This is a genomic window from Filimonas effusa (assembly GCF_004118675.1).
Lineage (GTDB): Bacteria > Bacteroidota > Bacteroidia > Chitinophagales > Chitinophagaceae > Filimonas > Filimonas effusa.
Genome location: NZ_SDHZ01000001.1, coordinates 1,264,696 through 1,280,790 on the forward strand (window position 1 = coordinate 1,264,696; position 16,095 = coordinate 1,280,790).

A 16,095-nucleotide genomic window follows, 5' to 3' on the forward strand; every position below is an offset into this window, starting at 1 on the left:
CCCTCATAACCGTGGGTGAATTCCCGGAAAAAAATAGTTTGTTATAATTTAACTTGTATACTCAGACCCTTTTGCAGAAATTGAAACTTAATTATATTGCAAACAATGAAAACAACTACCACTACATTACTTGCATCGGCAGTATTACTGCTTGCTTGTAATAACACACGAAAGCAGGAACAAGACAAAACACAACAAGACACATCGGTGATACAGGGTGCCGACACATCACAACCCATTTCGAAAAATCCAACCTTTGATATAGAAAGCATCGCTATTACAAACTCTGATATCGGTACTTTCCCCTATTTCACACTTCCGAAGGGCTTAAAGGCGGTGAATAAGCCGCTTCAGAAGGACTTTGATGTTTGTTTTTTTCCAGTCAACGGCGTAATGACCCCGGTCGAAGGAAAGCTCTATAAGATAAACGTAGATGCGGAACAGGGACAACAATTTTCACAACGCTATTATGAAAAAAGTATAGAGGACTATCTCCAATCGGTAGGAGCAGTCAAAGTATTTGACGGAACGATCGGTCAGCAAGAATATGAGCGTTACAACAAGCAGGATCCCAATAAAGGGGATGAGGGAGACATGGGTTACGCAGACGAGCAAATCAAGTTTTATATCATCCGCACCAAAGACCAGGGAAATGTCTACATCCAGTTTAGCGCAAATAATTTTGCAGGCAAATTAAACATCCTGCAAGAGGCAGCATTGAAGCAAACCATTACAAAAGTTACAGCAGAATCGATCGCCAGAGAACTAAACGAAAAAGGCAAATCCATCCTGTATATCAACTTCGATACGGATAAATCCAGCCTTACTACAGAAGGAAAAGAGGTCGTACAACAGATCTCAGCCGCATTGAAAAAAGAAGGCTCAATGATGATTAAAATTGAGGGACATACCGATAATACCGGCGATGCCGCTCATAACAAGAAACTATCCGGAGAGCGCGCTAATGCAGTAATGAATGCCCTGATTACTGATGGTGTAAGCAAATCAAGACTTAAAGCCGAAGGCTTTGGCGCAGAACGTCCATTGGTGGCAAACGATAGCGAAACCAATAAGGCTAAAAACAGGCGCGTCGAATTGATAAAGATCAAATAGGTCATCCCCTTGATTTACTTACAAGCTTCAGGGGTTTACATACATGCGCGCGATGAGGCTTACCGACCTTTGGCCCATGGAAATAAAACAAATTGCATTAGGCAGCCAGGGGTTGGTAGTACCAAAGATCGGCCTCGGCTGTATGGGCATGACGGGCTTTGAAGAAGGGCATATGTACGGCCCTGCCGATGAGCAGGAAGCCATCGCAACAATTCACCGTTCGCTCGAATTGGGCGGCAACTTTTTGGACACCGCCGATCTTTACGGGCCGCTGAAAAATGAGCAGCTCATCGCCAGGGCAATCAGCGGTAAACGTGATCGGTATATTCTCGCCACCAAGTTTGGCTGGGAAATCGATGACAACAATAAAGTAACCTGGGCCATCAATGGCAAAAAGGATTATGTAAAGAAATCTTTAGAGCGTTCGCTAAAGCACCTCAATACCGATTACATCGATCTGTATTACCTGCACCGCCTGGATAAAAATACGCCTATCGAGGAAACGGTTGAAGCCATGGCCGGGCTGGTTAAAGAAGGGAAAGTAGGGTATATCGGTCTGTCAGAAGTATCGTCTGAAACGGTTAAGCGGGCGCATGCCGTACACCCGGTCACCGCAGTACAAAGCGAGTATTCTTTATTTGAAAGAACGGTAGAAGAACGCGGAGTGTTAACGACATTAAAGGAATTAGGTATCGGGTTTGTAGCCTACTCTCCATTGGGCCGTGGTTTTTTATCCGGACATATCAAAAGCATCGATGACCTGCCGGAGAACGATTTCCGCAGAGCCATCCCGCGTTTCCAGGGCGATATGTTTAATAAGAATATGGAATTGGTCAAGGCAATTGAAGCCATGGCCAAAGCAAAAAACGTCACTTCTTCACAGCTGGCTTTGGCCTGGATCATGCACAAGGGAATTTTGCCGATCCCCGGAACGAAACGTAGGAAATACCTGGAGCAAAACCTTGCGGCCACTACCATTGAGCTGACGGAGGCCGATCTTTCACAACTGGAAAACATCGTACCGTTGGGCACAGACACCGGCGCACCTTATGACGAGTTCAGTATGGGCTTAATTGATTAATTTTATTTATGAATGCCATTAACTCGCTATCAGAATTCCACCGGTTGCTGTCATTACCCGAACCCCGCCATCCGCTGGTAAGCGTGATCAATCTGGCGGAAAGCGTTTTCCTGGACGACCCGGTCTGGAAAGGCTTCGTTAACCGCTTTTATTGCGTGGCACTCAAACGCGAAGCCAAAGGCAAGATCAGGTACGGACAACAGCATTACGACTACGATAAAGGGGTATTGAGTTTTACCGCACCTAACCAGGTGCAACAACTCGACCTGCAACATATGGAATGCGGGTCCGGTTATCTCCTGGTCTTTCACCCCGACTTCCTGTTGCAGCATCCGCTCGCGAACAGCATTCATCACTATGGTTTTTTCGATTACGCAGTTAACGAAGCGCTGCACCTGTCGGCCGGCGAAGAAGACGACCTGATCGCCATCCTGCTAAAAATTGACAAAGAATGCAGGCATATCGATAAGTATACCCAGGAGATCATTCTGACGCAGATCGAGAGTCTACTTAAATATTCCAACCGCTTTTATGAGCGGCAGTTCCTAACCCGCAGAAATAATAATTCAGCGCTGCTAACCAGGTTCGAACAGTTGATCGATGACTACTTTAACAGTGACGTACACGGCTTGCTCACCGTGCAATATCTTGCCGCCCGGATGAACCTGTCGCCAAACTACCTGAGCGACCTTCTCCGGGTTCATACCGGGCAAAACACCCAGCAGCATATTCACGAAAAGCTGATTGCAAAAGCCAAAGAAAAACTTTCTACCACCAGTCTTTCGGTTAGCGAGATCGCCTACGCCCTGGGCTTTGAGCACGCGCAATCCTTTAGCACACTTTTCAAAAAAAAGACAAATTTATCCCCGCTGGAATTTCGCAAAGCCTTTAACTGATCCACAATACGGCAGGATCTCTGATCCTCACACCCTGATGAATGGATAATCAAATGAATGACATTAAACCATCTGCTTATCTCAAAGAAGCAATAGAAAATGTACTGAATAAAAAAATAATTCAGTGCGTACAACCTAACTTCGGGTTGTCTGCTGCTCTCAGATATTCTATCGAGCTTGAAGATAAAAGTAAAGTGTTTGTCAAGGCTGCGACAGACGATCAGACAGCCGGATGGCTTAGAACTGAACATTCGGTATTAGCTTCTTATCAGGATAATTTTATGCCTGAAATAATTAATTGGATAGACGAATTCGTAAACTTCCCCATTCTTATCACGCAGGATTTTTCGAACGCTTTTTGGGCAGCCAGCGATAAAGGAGTCCATTGGCGAAAAGGAGATATTGAGTTATTGCTTGACACTGTTAAAAAACTGTCAACTATCAAAGGGCGTCATCTCCTTCCAAAGTTGGAAAATCACAATACCGGGGTTTGGGCTAAGATTGCAGAAGATCCGGAAGGTTTTTTGAAGTTAAAAATGTGCTCAGGGAATTGGTTGATGCATTCTATAGATTATCTGATTGAGGCTGAAAGCAAGGTGGATAAAACAGGAGAAACACTTGTGCATGGCGACATTCGTAGTGATAATATTTGTATAGACGGGTCCAGGGTAGTTTTTGTTGACTGGAGCAATGCTTGCATTGGCAGTGCTGATCATGATCTTGTGAACTTATTGCCTACACTTCATCTGGAGGGAGGGCCGGATCCATTTCAAATTATGCCTGATGCTGCTTCTCAGGCCGCCGCTCTCTGCGCTACACATATCCGGCGGTTGTCAAATGATAAGTCGATGCCTTTTTGGCTCAAAGATGTATTTAAGAAGCTTATTGCAATAGAACTTGAATGGGCGGCGCAATGTTTACATCTGGATAGGCCCGATGGGATAAAATAATACCACCATCATTTTTCTTCAGACAGTTTGATTTTACTATTTAGAATAAGATCACGTAATCTGCTCTCGTTTTCATCGCCCCATTTACCTAAAGCCCCGATGATAGGAATTATTGTTTTTCCAAAAGGTGTCAATGAATATTCCACTTTTGGAGGAACCTCTGCGAAAATTTTCTTTTTAATCAAATCGTGAGCTTCGAGTTCATTTAACTGTACATTCAGAACCCTTCGTGAAGCATCCGGGATCTTTCTTTGTAATTCACTCGGACGTTTATGCCCTTCATTGATAAACCAAAGTAACCGGATCTTCCACTTGCCATACAAAACCTCGCCTATCAGGTCAAGGCCGCAATTCAGATTCAAAGGAATTTTTCTTTCACGCATCGCGTAAAATTAGCCTAATGTTCTTACAATACAGTATGGGATAAATTTATCCCTATGCAATTCCATTACCCGTAATTGTTTTAGCAGCTCATACGTCTGAAGTTTGCAGTATCAATTTAAAAAAGAAAACAGTATGAGTTACAACAATGAGTTAAATGGAAAAATTGCCCTGGTAACAGGAGGTACAAAAGGAGCAGGAAGAGCAATTGCAGAAAGGCTGCTACAAGCTGGCGCAACTGTTATTATTACCGCAAGAAACGCACCTGAAAGTTTAGCCCGGAACCAGTATTTTATTTCAGCAGATCTAAGTACAGAATCGGGAACACAAAAAGTAGTGGATCAAGTCTTGTCTAAGCACAAAAAACTCGACATACTCGTAAACAACCTGGGAGCTTCGGAAACGCCGGGCGGTGGCTTTGCAGTTTTAACCGATAAGCACTGGGAGAACACCCTGCAAACAAATTTGTTGGCGCCAGTAAGATTAGACCGTGGATTTTTACCGCAAATGCTTGAGCAGAAAAGCGGGGTGATCATTCACATTGCTTCTATTCAGGGGCGCCTTCCCTTATATGATGCTACGCTTCCATATGCAGCAGCTAAGGCTGGCCTGATCAATTACAGCAAAGGTTTATCGAAAGAGGTGACCTCCAAAGGAGTGCGGGTACTCACAGTTTCTCCGGGATGGATCAGGACAGAAAATGTCAAATATTTTTTAGAACGGATCGCCCTGAGTTCAAATACTTCTATCGAGGAAGCTCAACAAAGCGTTATAGATGCCTTGGGTGGAATACCTTTCGGAAGACCGGCAGAGCCCGAAGAAGTAGCGGAACTGGTTGGGTTCCTGGTTTCTCCGAGAGCCAACTATTTAACGGGGACAGAATTCGTCATCGATGGCGGCACTCTTCCAACAATTTAATAACTTATATAATAACAAATCATCAATTTACCAAAAGTAATAGCCGAATTAGTAACAGCACAAAGCCAATTCGACAGCCTGGCTTATGCAAACTGTTTTTCTTAAACAGCTGTTGTGTTTGACGAAGAAAAAACGCATACTGGCAGGAAGGCTATTCAGGAGTGGATCAACAAAAAAAGGGACAAATCATCGCTAAGATGTTTTGTCCCTTTCAGCGGGCTGCAAAGGACATTTTTTGAACCTTTTCGCCTTTCTGCCAATTGATAAGAAGGGGGCCTGGCAGAGTGCATGCAGACCTTATAGTGAGCTAAAAAATATAGTGCTTACAAAATACTAATCTTCCTTTGTCAATTTAATAGCGGTAAAATAAGCTAACGTTCCGGGACCAACCCAGAGACCAATGCTGCCACGGTGACTTTTGCCCTGCTTCAGATCATTTACTATCAAAGCAGGTTGCTGCGCATCATTTAAATAAAGTTTTGCAGTATCATTTCTAACTTCGATTTTTACCTTAATCCATTCAGCAGCAACCATATCAGCATAAGATTCATATTTCCCTGGAGATTCTTTTCTAAATTTTTCCCAGGGATAACCGGGTACAGAGATGTATTGAGTAGAATGATTCCTTCTTATCTGATCATCGGCACGTCCATTGGTAGGACGAATGTAAAACACTTCCATTTTAGAAACATCAGGAGATACGCGGAAAGCAATCCCCACAAACCCACGTGCATCTTCACTTGCATTGCCCGAAGGTTGGCCAGAGATCATTCCCTCTATGGTTCCATTATGAAAATCTATTTCTTTTAGTATGGCAAGCGTCTTTTCACTACTGCTTAACCCCTGTACCTTGAGCCCGCTTCTACCTTTGTAATGCGACTGTTCAACTGTAACCTCTGACAGATTGACGGAACCAGTATCCAATACCACTTTTTGCGCTGTAGAATATACAATGGTTAACCAACCTAGAATAAGCGTGAACACAATTCTTTTTAACATGCCCGTCGTTTAATTATTTGAGCCCCTAAGATAATAAAATGTCTAAAAGTTATGTTTGGTCTCCGGAACTATCACTTTGAATGAGGTAAGACTTTCCGGGGGTGCGTTTTTGTAGGATCCTCACTTTTAAACAAACTAAAGGGGCGATTTTATGCACGTCCACAACTTTTGTACCGACCCCGTCCCATGTACGATAGAACCCAATAAAAAAGCCCACATTGCTGTGAGCTTTCACCGGAGAACAGGTTACAACTTTCGACCTTTTTTGCTGCCGACTTCTTTGCCGGCATTCAGTCTGGAAGTTTAGCACAAAATCGTTGTCGAATTACTGCATCCTGAGATCCCATTTACAGTTATCACTCTTCATATCAAACTTAGCTAATGTCGGCGTACTGTCCCCAAGGGATACCAGTGCTAACTGCTCTTTCGAGTTGGGAACTGCTTTAGGCATGATACGGTATGTTCCATCGGTCAATTGATCTATCATCCATAATTGCTCAGGCCCGCCGGTAAATTCAGGCACTGTTATCACTTCTGCGTCTGCAGTAGCCGCTAATGCTCTGCCTGTTCCTGCTATCGTTATTCTATAATAAGGTCCCCCGAGGTAGCCGCCCGCGCCGGGAACGGCTGTAATGGCCCATTTCTGATGCGGGCGGAACATATAATCGCCTATTGTTACACCAATGTCCCCGGTTGGCCAATTCTTTATTACGTCCGCCAACTCCTGTGAGGCAATAGGTTTTACCGGCTCATCGTTGTTGCGGTTAAAGCCGCGTGCTACGTCTGCCATCCGGGTAAAATCAACGTCTATTTGTAAGGCATATCCCCGTCTTTCAGATGCTATTTCATAGGTTCCTTCTTTAACGTTATCGCCCGCAACCGGCCATCCGTTTTTCCACAGTAAGGGGCGGATGCCAAGCACACTTCGGCCACCCTGGTCCAGGTCGGCTTCATAATGGCAGGACATTTTTTCAGTTCCGTCTCCCAAAACCGTACGCCCGAAATGACCAGGGCCGATAAGTCTGTCGCCGGCCGCCACAACCAGTTTACCACCCCCCTTTAACATCTCCCTGCCGATGTTATCAACATAAGGGCCAGTCACTTTTTTGGAGCGCCCGACAACAATATTATACGTAGAGTTCGGCCCGTCACAGCAAGTACCATGTGTGCCTAACAGGTAGTACCATCCTTCGCGGTAGATCAGGTCTGTAGCTTCACAATCAATGGCGATATTCAAGACTTTATTGCCCTCTACCCGCTTACCTGTTTTGGGATCAAGTTCCACCAGGCGGATGTATCCAAAATAGGTACCGTAAGTTAACCATAGCTTTCCGGTGGCCGGGTCGAGAAGAAGGCTGGGGTCGATCGCATCATTATCTTCGATGCCATCGGATGAAGCAACTACTATAGGGTCCGAATATTTGAAATCGGGCGACTTCGGGTCAAGCGTTTTATTCCACATGGTCAATATCTTTCCATTATGCCCCCCGAACAGCCCGCCGCCGGTTGCACCATAAACAACAAGATAGCGGTCGCCAATTTTTAATATATCGGGTGCAGCCCCGCCGCCCGGTCGAACCGCGCCACCGTTCCATGTCCAGCCATCATCAGATATCAGCCCGCCACCGCCCGTACCAAAGGTGTAATATTTTCCATCCGATTGTGCGATGGTAGAAGGGTCATGTATAAATGGTTTGCCAATTTGTGCAACGGCTGCCCCGCCGGCATATATCGAAAGCGCAGCTATAACGCTTACTATTTTGATCTTCATACTTAATATTAATTTGTAATGATGGTAAGGTCCTTTACCGGCGCTCCATTCTCATCCAGGAAGCGAACGCAAAAGTCACTTAGTCCAGGGCCGTTGATCACCGCCCCGCGTAGTATATTTTTTCCCTTGTGAAGTGTCAGGCGCGCAGAAACGCCATCATCCATTACCATGCGCCTGTCGCCGTCAAGTATCACTGCCTGTTTTCCGTTTAGCCACCACATCGACCCTCCGTTGGATCCTGCCGCTAACCGCACATTTTTCATTTCGCGCGGGCTGTTCACTATGGTTACCACCCAAAACAATACCGAGTAGGTCTGCTTGTGAAGACCATAGGCGAAACGGAATAATTTCATATTGAAAGTCGGGCTTTCCAGGGCGTGCCATGCCAGTTCCTGCTCGCCCACCTTTACCTTTTCGCCATCTTTAGGGATAACGGTGAACTGGTCCGGGAAATAACTGGTGTCAAACGCCTTCTTCAGGTAGTTAACCGTAAATACAATATTGCTTCGTATCGACTTACTGATCGGCTCCAGTAACAACCAACGCTGGATAAAGCCGTCAGCATCGGGTGTTTTTTTTGCCGTCGTTGCCGGTTTAAAGAATGGCGCGATACTACGTATGCTATCGAGTTCTGTGATAGAATCTTTTCTCAGGCCACGCGGAGGCCCTGCAGGAGGGGCAAGAGGGACAGGAGGGGCAGTTTGCGCGTGTGCGCCGGATACCAACAAGATGATCATGCCGGTCGCCGTCAACCATATTTTAGGTTTAAATCTTATCATATGACAAACAGATTATAATTACTGTCTAAAATACAATTATTATTACAGATCCTTAAAAAAAGGAAACTGCTCTATAAACCTCCCGATACCAGGGAAAAAAAGTGCTTTCTTATTTTTTGCCACATCATAACCGGTGACATATAATTTACTTACATAGTATCCCACGGCCATTATGCAAATCCATAGCAATACGGGAAAGTGTATCCTTATCGTAAAATAGCTGTAAGTAAATACCTTGCTTCGTGGCAGGAATACCCAAAGAAATGAGGTGATACCATCACCGGTTATCTTCGCTGCATCCAGCAGATTATAGCCGGCAAAGAGACAGGAAAAGGTTTGAAAACATGTATAGAAGATTTGTGGTGAGTAAGCAATTAGTCTGTCAAAAAATACAAACTGAAGAGATTCCCCTAATTGCGCTTATCCTCAAGGCAGCTCGAGAGAAATAAAAAAGGGACAATCATCTTTTTGATAATTTGTCCCTCTTAGCGGAGAGAGAGGGATTCGAACCCCCGGACCTGTAACAGTCAACGGTTTTCAAGACCGCCGCATTCGACCGCTCTGCCATCTCTCCGGGTGCAAAATAAGGGCAGCGGAATTTAATCTCCAAAATTATTTCAAACTTTATTTCAATAATATTCAATTGGTTATAACACAAGCATTTCTAAATGCAGCCGGAGGCCGCGTCCTTATTGGATTTCAGGAAACTTAACGGAATCAATTTTCTTAACCCTAATTTTGCCCCAAACTCATTGGATCTTGAAGCATCTGGCAGCAGTCTATAAATATTTCTGGAAATATCGCTTTCGTTTTATCGCAGGTATCCTGCTTACAGCTACCTCTAACTACTTCGCGGTCATGACGCCCGAGATCACAGGCTACATCGTTGGCAAGCTCCAGCAAAGTCTCCCCGGCGCCAAACCAACCAGCTTCCGCAATGAGTACGATGCTCTCGTAACCTACTTCATCAAATGGGTCGATACTATGAGTTTCTCCCAGTTGGTAACCATATGTAGTCTTACCATCCTGTTGCTGGCCGTGCTCAGAGGCCTTTTCATGTTCTTTATGCGCCAAACCATCATCGTCATGAGCCGCCATATTGAATTCGACCAGAAAAACGAAGTCTACCAGCATTACCAGCGCCTCGATACCGGCTTCTACAAAACCCATAGCACCGGCGACCTCATGAACCGCATGGCCGAAGACGTCAGCCGCGTACGTATGTTCACCGGCCCCGCTATCATGTACCTCATCAACCTGCTGTCGCTTATCTCGCTGTCGGTTATCAATATGTTCCGTAAAGATGTGCACCTGTCGCTTATTGTGCTGGCGCCACTGCCGTTACTGGCGCTTACCATCTATATTGTGAACAACGTCATCCACAAGAAAAGCGAGAAAGTACAAGCCTCTCTTTCCAACCTCACCACCAACGCCCAGGAGGCCTACTCCGGCATCAGGGTCATCAAATCCTTCGTACAGGAAAACGCCATGATGCGCTTCTTTACTCAAAACAGTGAAGAATACCGCAAAAACGCAGTAGGACTAGCCAAGGTAGAAGCCATCTATTTCCCCAGCATGACGCTGATGGTAGGCTTAAGCACCCTCATCACTATTCTTATAGGCGGACAAATGGCCCTCGAAGATCCTTCCAAAGTAGGCCTCATCGTCGAATTTGTCATCTATATCAACATGCTCACCTTCCCGGTAAGTGCTATCGGTTCCGTGGCAAGTATGGTGCAGCGTGCCGCCGCTTCTCAAAAACGGCTGAACGAATTCCTGCAAACCGAACCCGTTATAAAAGACAAAAACAACGCTGTCCCCGCCAACCTTTCAGGCGACATTGTTTTCGATAACGTCTCATTCACCTACGCCAATACCGGCATCAAAGCCATAGAAAACTTCTCTCTTACTATAAAAGAAGGACAGAAGATCCTCATCATCGGCAAAACAGGCAGTGGAAAATCAACACTCGCTCAACTGCTCTTAAGATTCTACGACCCCGAAAAAGGCGCCGTAACAATAGGAGGTACACCCGTATCAAACTTTAAAGTCCGCGAACTGCGCGAACAGATCGCTTATGTTCCCCAGGATGTATTCCTGTTCAGCGATACCGTAGGTAATAATATCAGCTTCGGCCTGCCGCAAGTGGCCACAAAAGAAAACATGCAGCACGCCGCCCGCCTCGCCAGCGTAGACAACGAGATCAAAGGCCTCGAAAAAGGATACGAAACAATGGTAGGGGAGAGGGGTGTTACACTCAGCGGCGGACAAAAGCAAAGGGTCTCTATTGCCAGGGCGTTGATCAAAGACTCCCGCATGTTGTTGCTCGACGACTGCCTGAGCGCCGTTGACGCCAAAACAGAACATACCATCATTCAAAATCTTTATCAATACCTGGATAAGAAAACAGCTATCATCATTACACACCGCATCTTCAGTCACCTCAATTTCGACCAGGTGGTAGTAATGGAAAACGGGAGAATGCTGGAACAGGGAACGCATGAACAATTAATGTCATTGGATGGTTATTATGCCGAACTATATCGTCTTCAGGTCAGCAACGAGCAATCCGGCGAATAATGTCCCCGTATCAGTCCTATTTACCCCAAACTTTCATAGTTTCTTTACCAAAATTTTGGCAGTTTCAAAACAATGCTATATTTGTATAACTTATAAATGGAATTGTTAACCAAAACCTTTATTCTACTGTGGCGTACGAAAATAATGACAAGAAGCTTGAAAGCGTTTATAGTAAACGTATCCGTGCCGGCAAAAGAAGAACCTACTTCTTCGACGTTAGAGCAACTCGCGGTAACGATTACTACCTGACAATCACCGAAAGCAGGAAGCGTTTCAACGATGATGGGTATGACAGGCATAAGATTTTCCTGTATAAAGAGGACTTCAACAAGTTCATTAAAGCATTGGGTGAGGCGGTTGACTACGTGAAAACAGACCTCATGCCCGATTTCGACTTCGACGCCTACAATCACGAATACACAGAAACAGAAGAAGGTGCTGAAATCGTTGAAATGTCTGCCGGCAGCAACGATACCGAAGATGCAGCTCCCATAGTTGCTATTGCTACTCCCACCAGCCAGGTTGCTGCCGCTGATGAAGTAGTCGACAAATGGTAATCCATAAGTCTCTTCTCTTTTCCAAAAATAAAAAAGGCTCCGCGGTAATCCGGGAGCCTTTTTACTTATCAGTACTTTATTACTTCATTTGCTTATAAGCATTGATCAAACCATTGGTCGACGAATCATGGCTGGTCACAGCATCCGCATTCGTCAGCTCAGGCAGGATCTTATTCGCCAGCTGCTTGCCCAACTCAACACCCCACTGGTCAAAGCTGAAGATATTCCATAATATACCCTGCACAAATATCTTATGCTCATATAAAGCAATAAGACTTCCGAGTGTTTCCGGAGTTACCTGCTTCACCAGGATAGAGTTCGTGGGCCTGTTACCTTCAAAAACCTTGAATGGAACCAGTTTTTTGATCTCCTCATCGGTTTTGCCCGATTGCGCTAGCTCAGCTTTTGCCTCTTTCTCTGTTTTACCATTCATAAGCGCTTCCGTCTGCGCAAAGAAATTGCTCAGCAGCTTGGGATGATGATCCCCGATCGCATTATGACTAATAGCAGGGGCAATGAAATCGCAAGGAATCAATAAGGTCCCCTGGTGTATCAGCTGATAGAATGCATGTTGTCCGTTAGTACCAGGTTCGCCCCAGATCACAGGCCCCGTACCATAATGTACCTGGTTACCGTTCCTGTCCGTGCTTTTGCCGTTGCTTTCCATATTTCCCTGCTGGAAATAAGCCGCAAAACGGTGCATATACTGGTCGTAAGGTAAGATAGCCTCCGTTTGGGCGCCGCGGAAACTGGTGTACCACAAGCCAATTACAGCCATGATCACCGGTATATTCTTGTCGAATGCCGCCGTTTTAAAATGCTCATCAACAGCATAGGCGCCTTTAAGCAACAACTCAAAGTTGGAATAACCAATGGTAAGGGCAATAGACAAACCAATAGCGCTCCACAAAGAATAACGGCCACCTACCCAATCCCAGAATTCAAACATGTTCTTGGGATCGATACCAAACTTCACCACCTCTTTTTCATTCGTACTTAAAGCCGCAAAATGCTTGGCAACATGCGCCTCATCCCTGGCAGCAGCCAGGAACCATTCGCGGGCAGTATGTGCATTGGTCATCGTTTCCTGGGTAGTGAACGTTTTTGACGCCACCAGGAACAAGGTCTCCTCCGGTTTTACTTTTTTAAGCGTTTCCGCAATATGGGTGCCGTCTACGTTACTTACGAAGAAAGTTTGTATGTCTTTAACGGTATAAGGCTTTAATGCTTCCGTTACCATCACTGGTCCCAGATCACTGCCGCCGATGCCAATATTTACGATATACCTGATCTTTTTGCCGGTATACCCCTTCCATTTGCCGCTATGAACCTGTGTGCAAAAATCTTTCATCTGTGCCAGCACACGCTGTACTTCAGGCATCACATCTTTGCCATCGGTAACAACAGGCTGCCCCGAAAAATTGCGCAGCGCCGTATGTAATACCGCCCTGTTTTCTGTTTCGTTGATCTTTTCGCCTGAAAACATCTGCTCAATAGCCTCCTTTAACTTGCATTCCTCTGCCAGCTGAAGGAGCAGATGCATCGTCTTGGGCGTGATGATGTTTTTGGAATAATCGAATAAAATGTCCCCGAACTTGATGGAAAACTTCTGGAAACGATCCGCGTCCTGTGCAAAAAGGTCGCGCAGGTGAGCTCGCTGCATCTCATCTTCATGATGCCTTCTGAGCAGCAGCCAGGCCTGGGTGTTCGTAGGATTTACTTTTGGAAGCATGTGTATCAAAGTTTATAGATGATTAGACACTGTTTTTCAAGGAATTGGACTCCCGTTACCCCCTCGGTAACGCAGATAGCGAAGATAATGTGCAAACTCATTCACTTAGCCGTGATTTTTCCCTAACATCAGGGAAAAATCAGCTAATAATGCGTTAATATCTTCATTTTCAGCCAATTTTTTGTCAAAATGATGCGTTTTTTCAACAAAAGCTGGTATATTCCGTTGTTCTAACGTACCTTTGCAGGCGTTTTATTCATTTTTCAGAATAGTTTAACGTTATCTGCAGACTTACGAACAACAACCTTAAGTCCAATAAACGTTTTATAAACAAGAATTATCCATTATGAGGCAGCTTAAAATTGCCACCCAGATCACCAACCGTGACTCGCAAGCCGTAGAGAAGTATCTGCAGGAGATCTCAAAAATACCGATGATCACACCTGAAGAAGAAACAACTCTCGCCCAGCGTATCAAGATGGGCGATCAGCGGGCTTTAGACAAGTTGGTGCAGGCTAACCTAAGATTTGTGGTATCTGTAGCAAAACAGTATCAGCACCAGGGTCTTTCATTGAGTGACCTTATTAACGAGGGTAACCTCGGCTTAATTAAAGCGGCGCAACGCTTCGACGAAACCAAAGGTTTCAAATTCATTTCATACGCCGTATGGTGGATCCGCCAGTCCATTTTACAGGCGTTGGCAGAGCAGGGTAGATTAGTCCGCCTGCCTCAAAACAAAATTGGCACCTATAACAAAGCCAACAAGGCTTACATGGCTTTTGAACAGGAACACGAAAGAGAACCTTCAACAGAAGAACTCGCCGAAATCCTGGAAATGAGTGAAACAGAGATCAACAACATTTTCCAAAGCAACACACGTCACACCTCTCTCGATGCTCCGGTTCACGAAGCAGAAGACGTCGCCATGGGCGACCTCCTCGAAGGTAGCGACGATACCGATGACGACGTGATGAAAGACTCCCTCCGCGAAGAAATCCGCAGGGTTCTTAAATCGCTCAGCCCCCGTGAAGCGGAAATAGTCAATGCCTACTTCGGCCTCGATGGCGAAAACGGCGTTACGATCGAGCAAATTGGTCAGAAATACGATCTCACCAAAGAACGTATCCGCCAAATCAAGGAAAGGGCCATCAAACGTTTGCAAAAAGCACGTTATAGCAATGCTTTAAAGGCTTATCTCGGCTAATAACCAGTAAGTTCTTAACAAGCTCTTGAAAAATATACCCTTTGCAGTACTTGCAAAGGGTATATTTTTGTCCTGTAATTAAATTAACTTAATACACGATAATGGAACAAGGAACGGTAGAAAGAGTACACTGCTTAATCATTGGTTCAGGCCCCGCAGGTTATACTGCGGCTATCTACGCAGCCCGCGCCAACATGAAACCGGTTTTATATCAGGGCATCCAGCCCGGTGGTCAGTTAACCATCACCACCGAAGTCGAAAACTACCCCGGCTACCCCGAGGGCATCCAGGGCCCCGAAATGATGGTCAACTTCGAAAAACAAGCCGTACGCATGGGGGCCGATATCCGCTATGGCCTCGCTACCAAAGTTGATTTCTCAGGCCCCGTACATAAAGTATGGATCGACGACGAAAAACTCATCGAAGCAGATGCAGTGATCATTGCCACAGGAGCTTCAGCCAAATGGCTGGGCATCGAAAGCGAACAACGCCTCAACGGCTACGGCGTAAGCGCCTGTGCCGTATGCGACGGCTTCTTCTTTAAAGGTAAAGAAGTAGCGATCGTTGGCGCCGGCGACACCGCCTGCGAAGAAGCGATCTACCTCTCTAAATTAGCCAGCAACGTTCATATGATCGTTCGTAAAGGCGAAGACGGTATGAAAGCCTCCAAAGTAATGCAGGATCGCGTGAAAGCTACTGCCAACATCAAAGTTTACTACCACTCCGAAACAGTAGAAGTAGTAGGCGAAAAGAAAGTAGAAGCGGTTACTATCCGCAATAACCAGGATAATACAACCCAGACTGTCCCCGTCAGCGCCTTCTTCGTTGCCATAGGCCACCAGCCTAACAGCGATATCTTCAAAGGATGGCTTACCATGGACGATGCAGGTTACCTGATCACTGTACCCGGTACCTCTAAAACAAACGTGCCAGGTGTATTCGCCTCCGGCGATGTACAGGACAAGATCTACCGCCAGGCCGTAACCGCCTCCGGCAGCGGCTGTATGGCAGCGCTCGACGCAGAACGTTACCTCAGCGAACACGGAATAGTATAATCAGATGATAAATTGTAAAGGGTAGAACGGTAGAGTTGCTGATGTAAAGCTCGCCTTCTGCCCTTTATTTTTTGATAAC

General features: G+C 45.6%; 14 protein-coding genes and 1 tRNA gene. 9 read left to right on the top strand and 6 right to left on the bottom strand.

What is annotated here, in order from left to right; all coding sequences use genetic code 11:
* The first annotated feature begins 105 nt into the window (after window positions 1–105).
* From ESB13_RS04615 to ESB13_RS04630, 4 genes are all read left to right on the top strand, one after another.
* Window positions 106–1,113 (top strand): OmpA family protein, encoded by a 1,008-nt coding sequence (locus ESB13_RS04615; protein ID WP_129001849.1) that lies wholly within the window; start codon window positions 106–108, stop codon window positions 1,111–1,113.
* A gap of 76 nt (window positions 1,114–1,189) precedes the next feature.
* Window positions 1,190–2,194, top strand: a complete 1,005-nt coding sequence (locus tag ESB13_RS04620) for an aldo/keto reductase (protein ID WP_129001850.1) — start codon at window positions 1,190–1,192, stop codon at window positions 2,192–2,194.
* 8 nt (window positions 2,195–2,202) lie between these two features.
* Complete coding sequence (locus tag ESB13_RS04625) at window positions 2,203–3,090, top strand: helix-turn-helix domain-containing protein (RefSeq protein ID WP_129001851.1); 888 nt, start codon at window positions 2,203–2,205, stop codon at window positions 3,088–3,090.
* Window positions 3,091–3,131: 41 nt separating this feature from the next.
* A complete protein-coding gene (locus ESB13_RS04630; RefSeq protein WP_129001852.1) occupies window positions 3,132–4,040 on the top strand; it encodes a phosphotransferase in 909 nt (302 codons plus the stop codon).
* A gap of 8 nt (window positions 4,041–4,048) precedes the next feature.
* Here the strand turns inward: ESB13_RS04630 and ESB13_RS04635 are convergent, their stop codons facing one another.
* Window positions 4,049–4,423, bottom strand: a complete 375-nt coding sequence (locus tag ESB13_RS04635) for a winged helix-turn-helix transcriptional regulator (RefSeq protein WP_129001853.1) — start codon at window positions 4,421–4,423, stop codon at window positions 4,049–4,051.
* A 133-nt stretch (window positions 4,424–4,556) separates the two neighbouring features.
* Here ESB13_RS04635 and ESB13_RS04640 point away from each other — a divergent pair, with 133 nt between their 5' ends.
* Entirely contained in the window at window positions 4,557–5,339 is a 783-nt protein-coding gene (locus tag ESB13_RS04640; RefSeq protein ID WP_129001854.1) for an SDR family oxidoreductase, read from the top strand.
* 333 nt (window positions 5,340–5,672) lie between these two features.
* Here ESB13_RS04640 and ESB13_RS04645 read toward each other — a convergent pair whose 3' ends face one another.
* The 4 genes from ESB13_RS04645 to ESB13_RS04660 all read right to left on the bottom strand — a co-directional run bounded on the left by ESB13_RS04645 (window position 5,673) and on the right by ESB13_RS04660 (window position 9,462).
* On the bottom strand, window positions 5,673–6,338 hold the full coding sequence (locus tag ESB13_RS04645; protein WP_129001855.1) for a hypothetical protein: 666 nt from the start codon (window positions 6,336–6,338) through the stop codon (window positions 5,673–5,675).
* 325 nt (window positions 6,339–6,663) lie between these two features.
* Window positions 6,664–8,109 carry a family 43 glycosylhydrolase gene (locus tag ESB13_RS04650; protein ID WP_129001856.1) on the bottom strand — a complete coding sequence of 482 codons (1,446 nt, stop codon included), beginning with the start codon at window positions 8,107–8,109 and terminating at the stop codon, window positions 6,664–6,666.
* Between the two features lie 8 nt (window positions 8,110–8,117).
* Window positions 8,118–8,888, bottom strand: a complete 771-nt coding sequence (locus tag ESB13_RS04655) for an acetylxylan esterase (protein WP_129001857.1) — start codon at window positions 8,886–8,888, stop codon at window positions 8,118–8,120.
* A 489-nt stretch (window positions 8,889–9,377) separates the two neighbouring features.
* Window positions 9,378–9,462 (bottom strand) — tRNA-Ser (locus ESB13_RS04660).
* 185 nt (window positions 9,463–9,647) lie between these two features.
* On the opposite strand from ESB13_RS04660, the gene ESB13_RS04665 reads away from it, so the two are divergent.
* Together ESB13_RS04665 and ESB13_RS04670 are read left to right on the top strand one after the other, a co-directional pair.
* The gene (locus tag ESB13_RS04665) at window positions 9,648–11,468 is read left to right on the top strand and encodes an ABC transporter ATP-binding protein (protein WP_129001858.1); all 1,821 of its coding nucleotides are present in this window, start codon (window positions 9,648–9,650) and stop codon (window positions 11,466–11,468) included.
* Between the two features lie 128 nt (window positions 11,469–11,596).
* Window positions 11,597–12,025, top strand: a complete 429-nt coding sequence (locus ESB13_RS04670; protein ID WP_129001859.1) for a DUF3276 family protein — start codon at window positions 11,597–11,599, stop codon at window positions 12,023–12,025.
* A 79-nt stretch (window positions 12,026–12,104) separates the two neighbouring features.
* Here the strand turns inward: ESB13_RS04670 and pgi are convergent, their stop codons facing one another.
* Window positions 12,105–13,757, bottom strand: a complete 1,653-nt coding sequence (gene pgi / locus ESB13_RS04675; protein WP_129001860.1) for a glucose-6-phosphate isomerase — start codon at window positions 13,755–13,757, stop codon at window positions 12,105–12,107.
* A gap of 346 nt (window positions 13,758–14,103) precedes the next feature.
* Here pgi and ESB13_RS04680 point away from each other — a divergent pair, with 346 nt between their 5' ends.
* Window positions 14,104–14,961, top strand: coding sequence for a sigma-70 family RNA polymerase sigma factor (locus ESB13_RS04680; RefSeq protein ID WP_076380665.1), 858 nt, complete (start codon window positions 14,104–14,106; stop codon window positions 14,959–14,961).
* A gap of 101 nt (window positions 14,962–15,062) precedes the next feature.
* A complete protein-coding gene (gene trxB, locus ESB13_RS04685; RefSeq protein WP_129001861.1) occupies window positions 15,063–16,016 on the top strand; it encodes a thioredoxin-disulfide reductase in 954 nt (317 codons plus the stop codon).
* The last annotated feature ends 79 nt before the right edge of the window (window positions 16,017–16,095 follow it).

What these genes read in the sequence shown, in the direction of transcription:
- ESB13_RS04615 (WP_129001849.1), top strand. Translation starts at nt 106, where the DNA reads ATGAAAACAACTACCACTACATTACTTGCATCGGCAGTATTACTGCTT.
- ESB13_RS04620 (WP_129001850.1), top strand. Translation starts at nt 1,190, where the DNA reads ATGGAAATAAAACAAATTGCATTAGGCAGCCAGGGGTTGGTAGTACCA.
- ESB13_RS04625 (WP_129001851.1), top strand. Translation starts at nt 2,203, where the DNA reads ATGAATGCCATTAACTCGCTATCAGAATTCCACCGGTTGCTGTCATTA.
- ESB13_RS04630 (WP_129001852.1), top strand. Translation starts at nt 3,132, where the DNA reads ATGGATAATCAAATGAATGACATTAAACCATCTGCTTATCTCAAAGAA.
- ESB13_RS04635 (WP_129001853.1), bottom strand. Translation starts at nt 4,423, where the DNA reads ATGCGTGAAAGAAAAATTCCTTTGAATCTGAATTGCGGCCTTGACCTG.
- ESB13_RS04640 (WP_129001854.1), top strand. Translation starts at nt 4,557, where the DNA reads ATGAGTTACAACAATGAGTTAAATGGAAAAATTGCCCTGGTAACAGGA.
- ESB13_RS04645 (WP_129001855.1), bottom strand. Translation starts at nt 6,338, where the DNA reads ATGTTAAAAAGAATTGTGTTCACGCTTATTCTAGGTTGGTTAACCATT.
- ESB13_RS04650 (WP_129001856.1), bottom strand. Translation starts at nt 8,109, where the DNA reads ATGAAGATCAAAATAGTAAGCGTTATAGCTGCGCTTTCGATATATGCC.
- ESB13_RS04655 (WP_129001857.1), bottom strand. Translation starts at nt 8,888, where the DNA reads ATGATAAGATTTAAACCTAAAATATGGTTGACGGCGACCGGCATGATC.
- pgi (WP_129001860.1), bottom strand. Translation starts at nt 13,757, where the DNA reads ATGCTTCCAAAAGTAAATCCTACGAACACCCAGGCCTGGCTGCTGCTC.
- ESB13_RS04680 (WP_076380665.1), top strand. Translation starts at nt 14,104, where the DNA reads ATGAGGCAGCTTAAAATTGCCACCCAGATCACCAACCGTGACTCGCAA.
- trxB (WP_129001861.1), top strand. Translation starts at nt 15,063, where the DNA reads ATGGAACAAGGAACGGTAGAAAGAGTACACTGCTTAATCATTGGTTCA.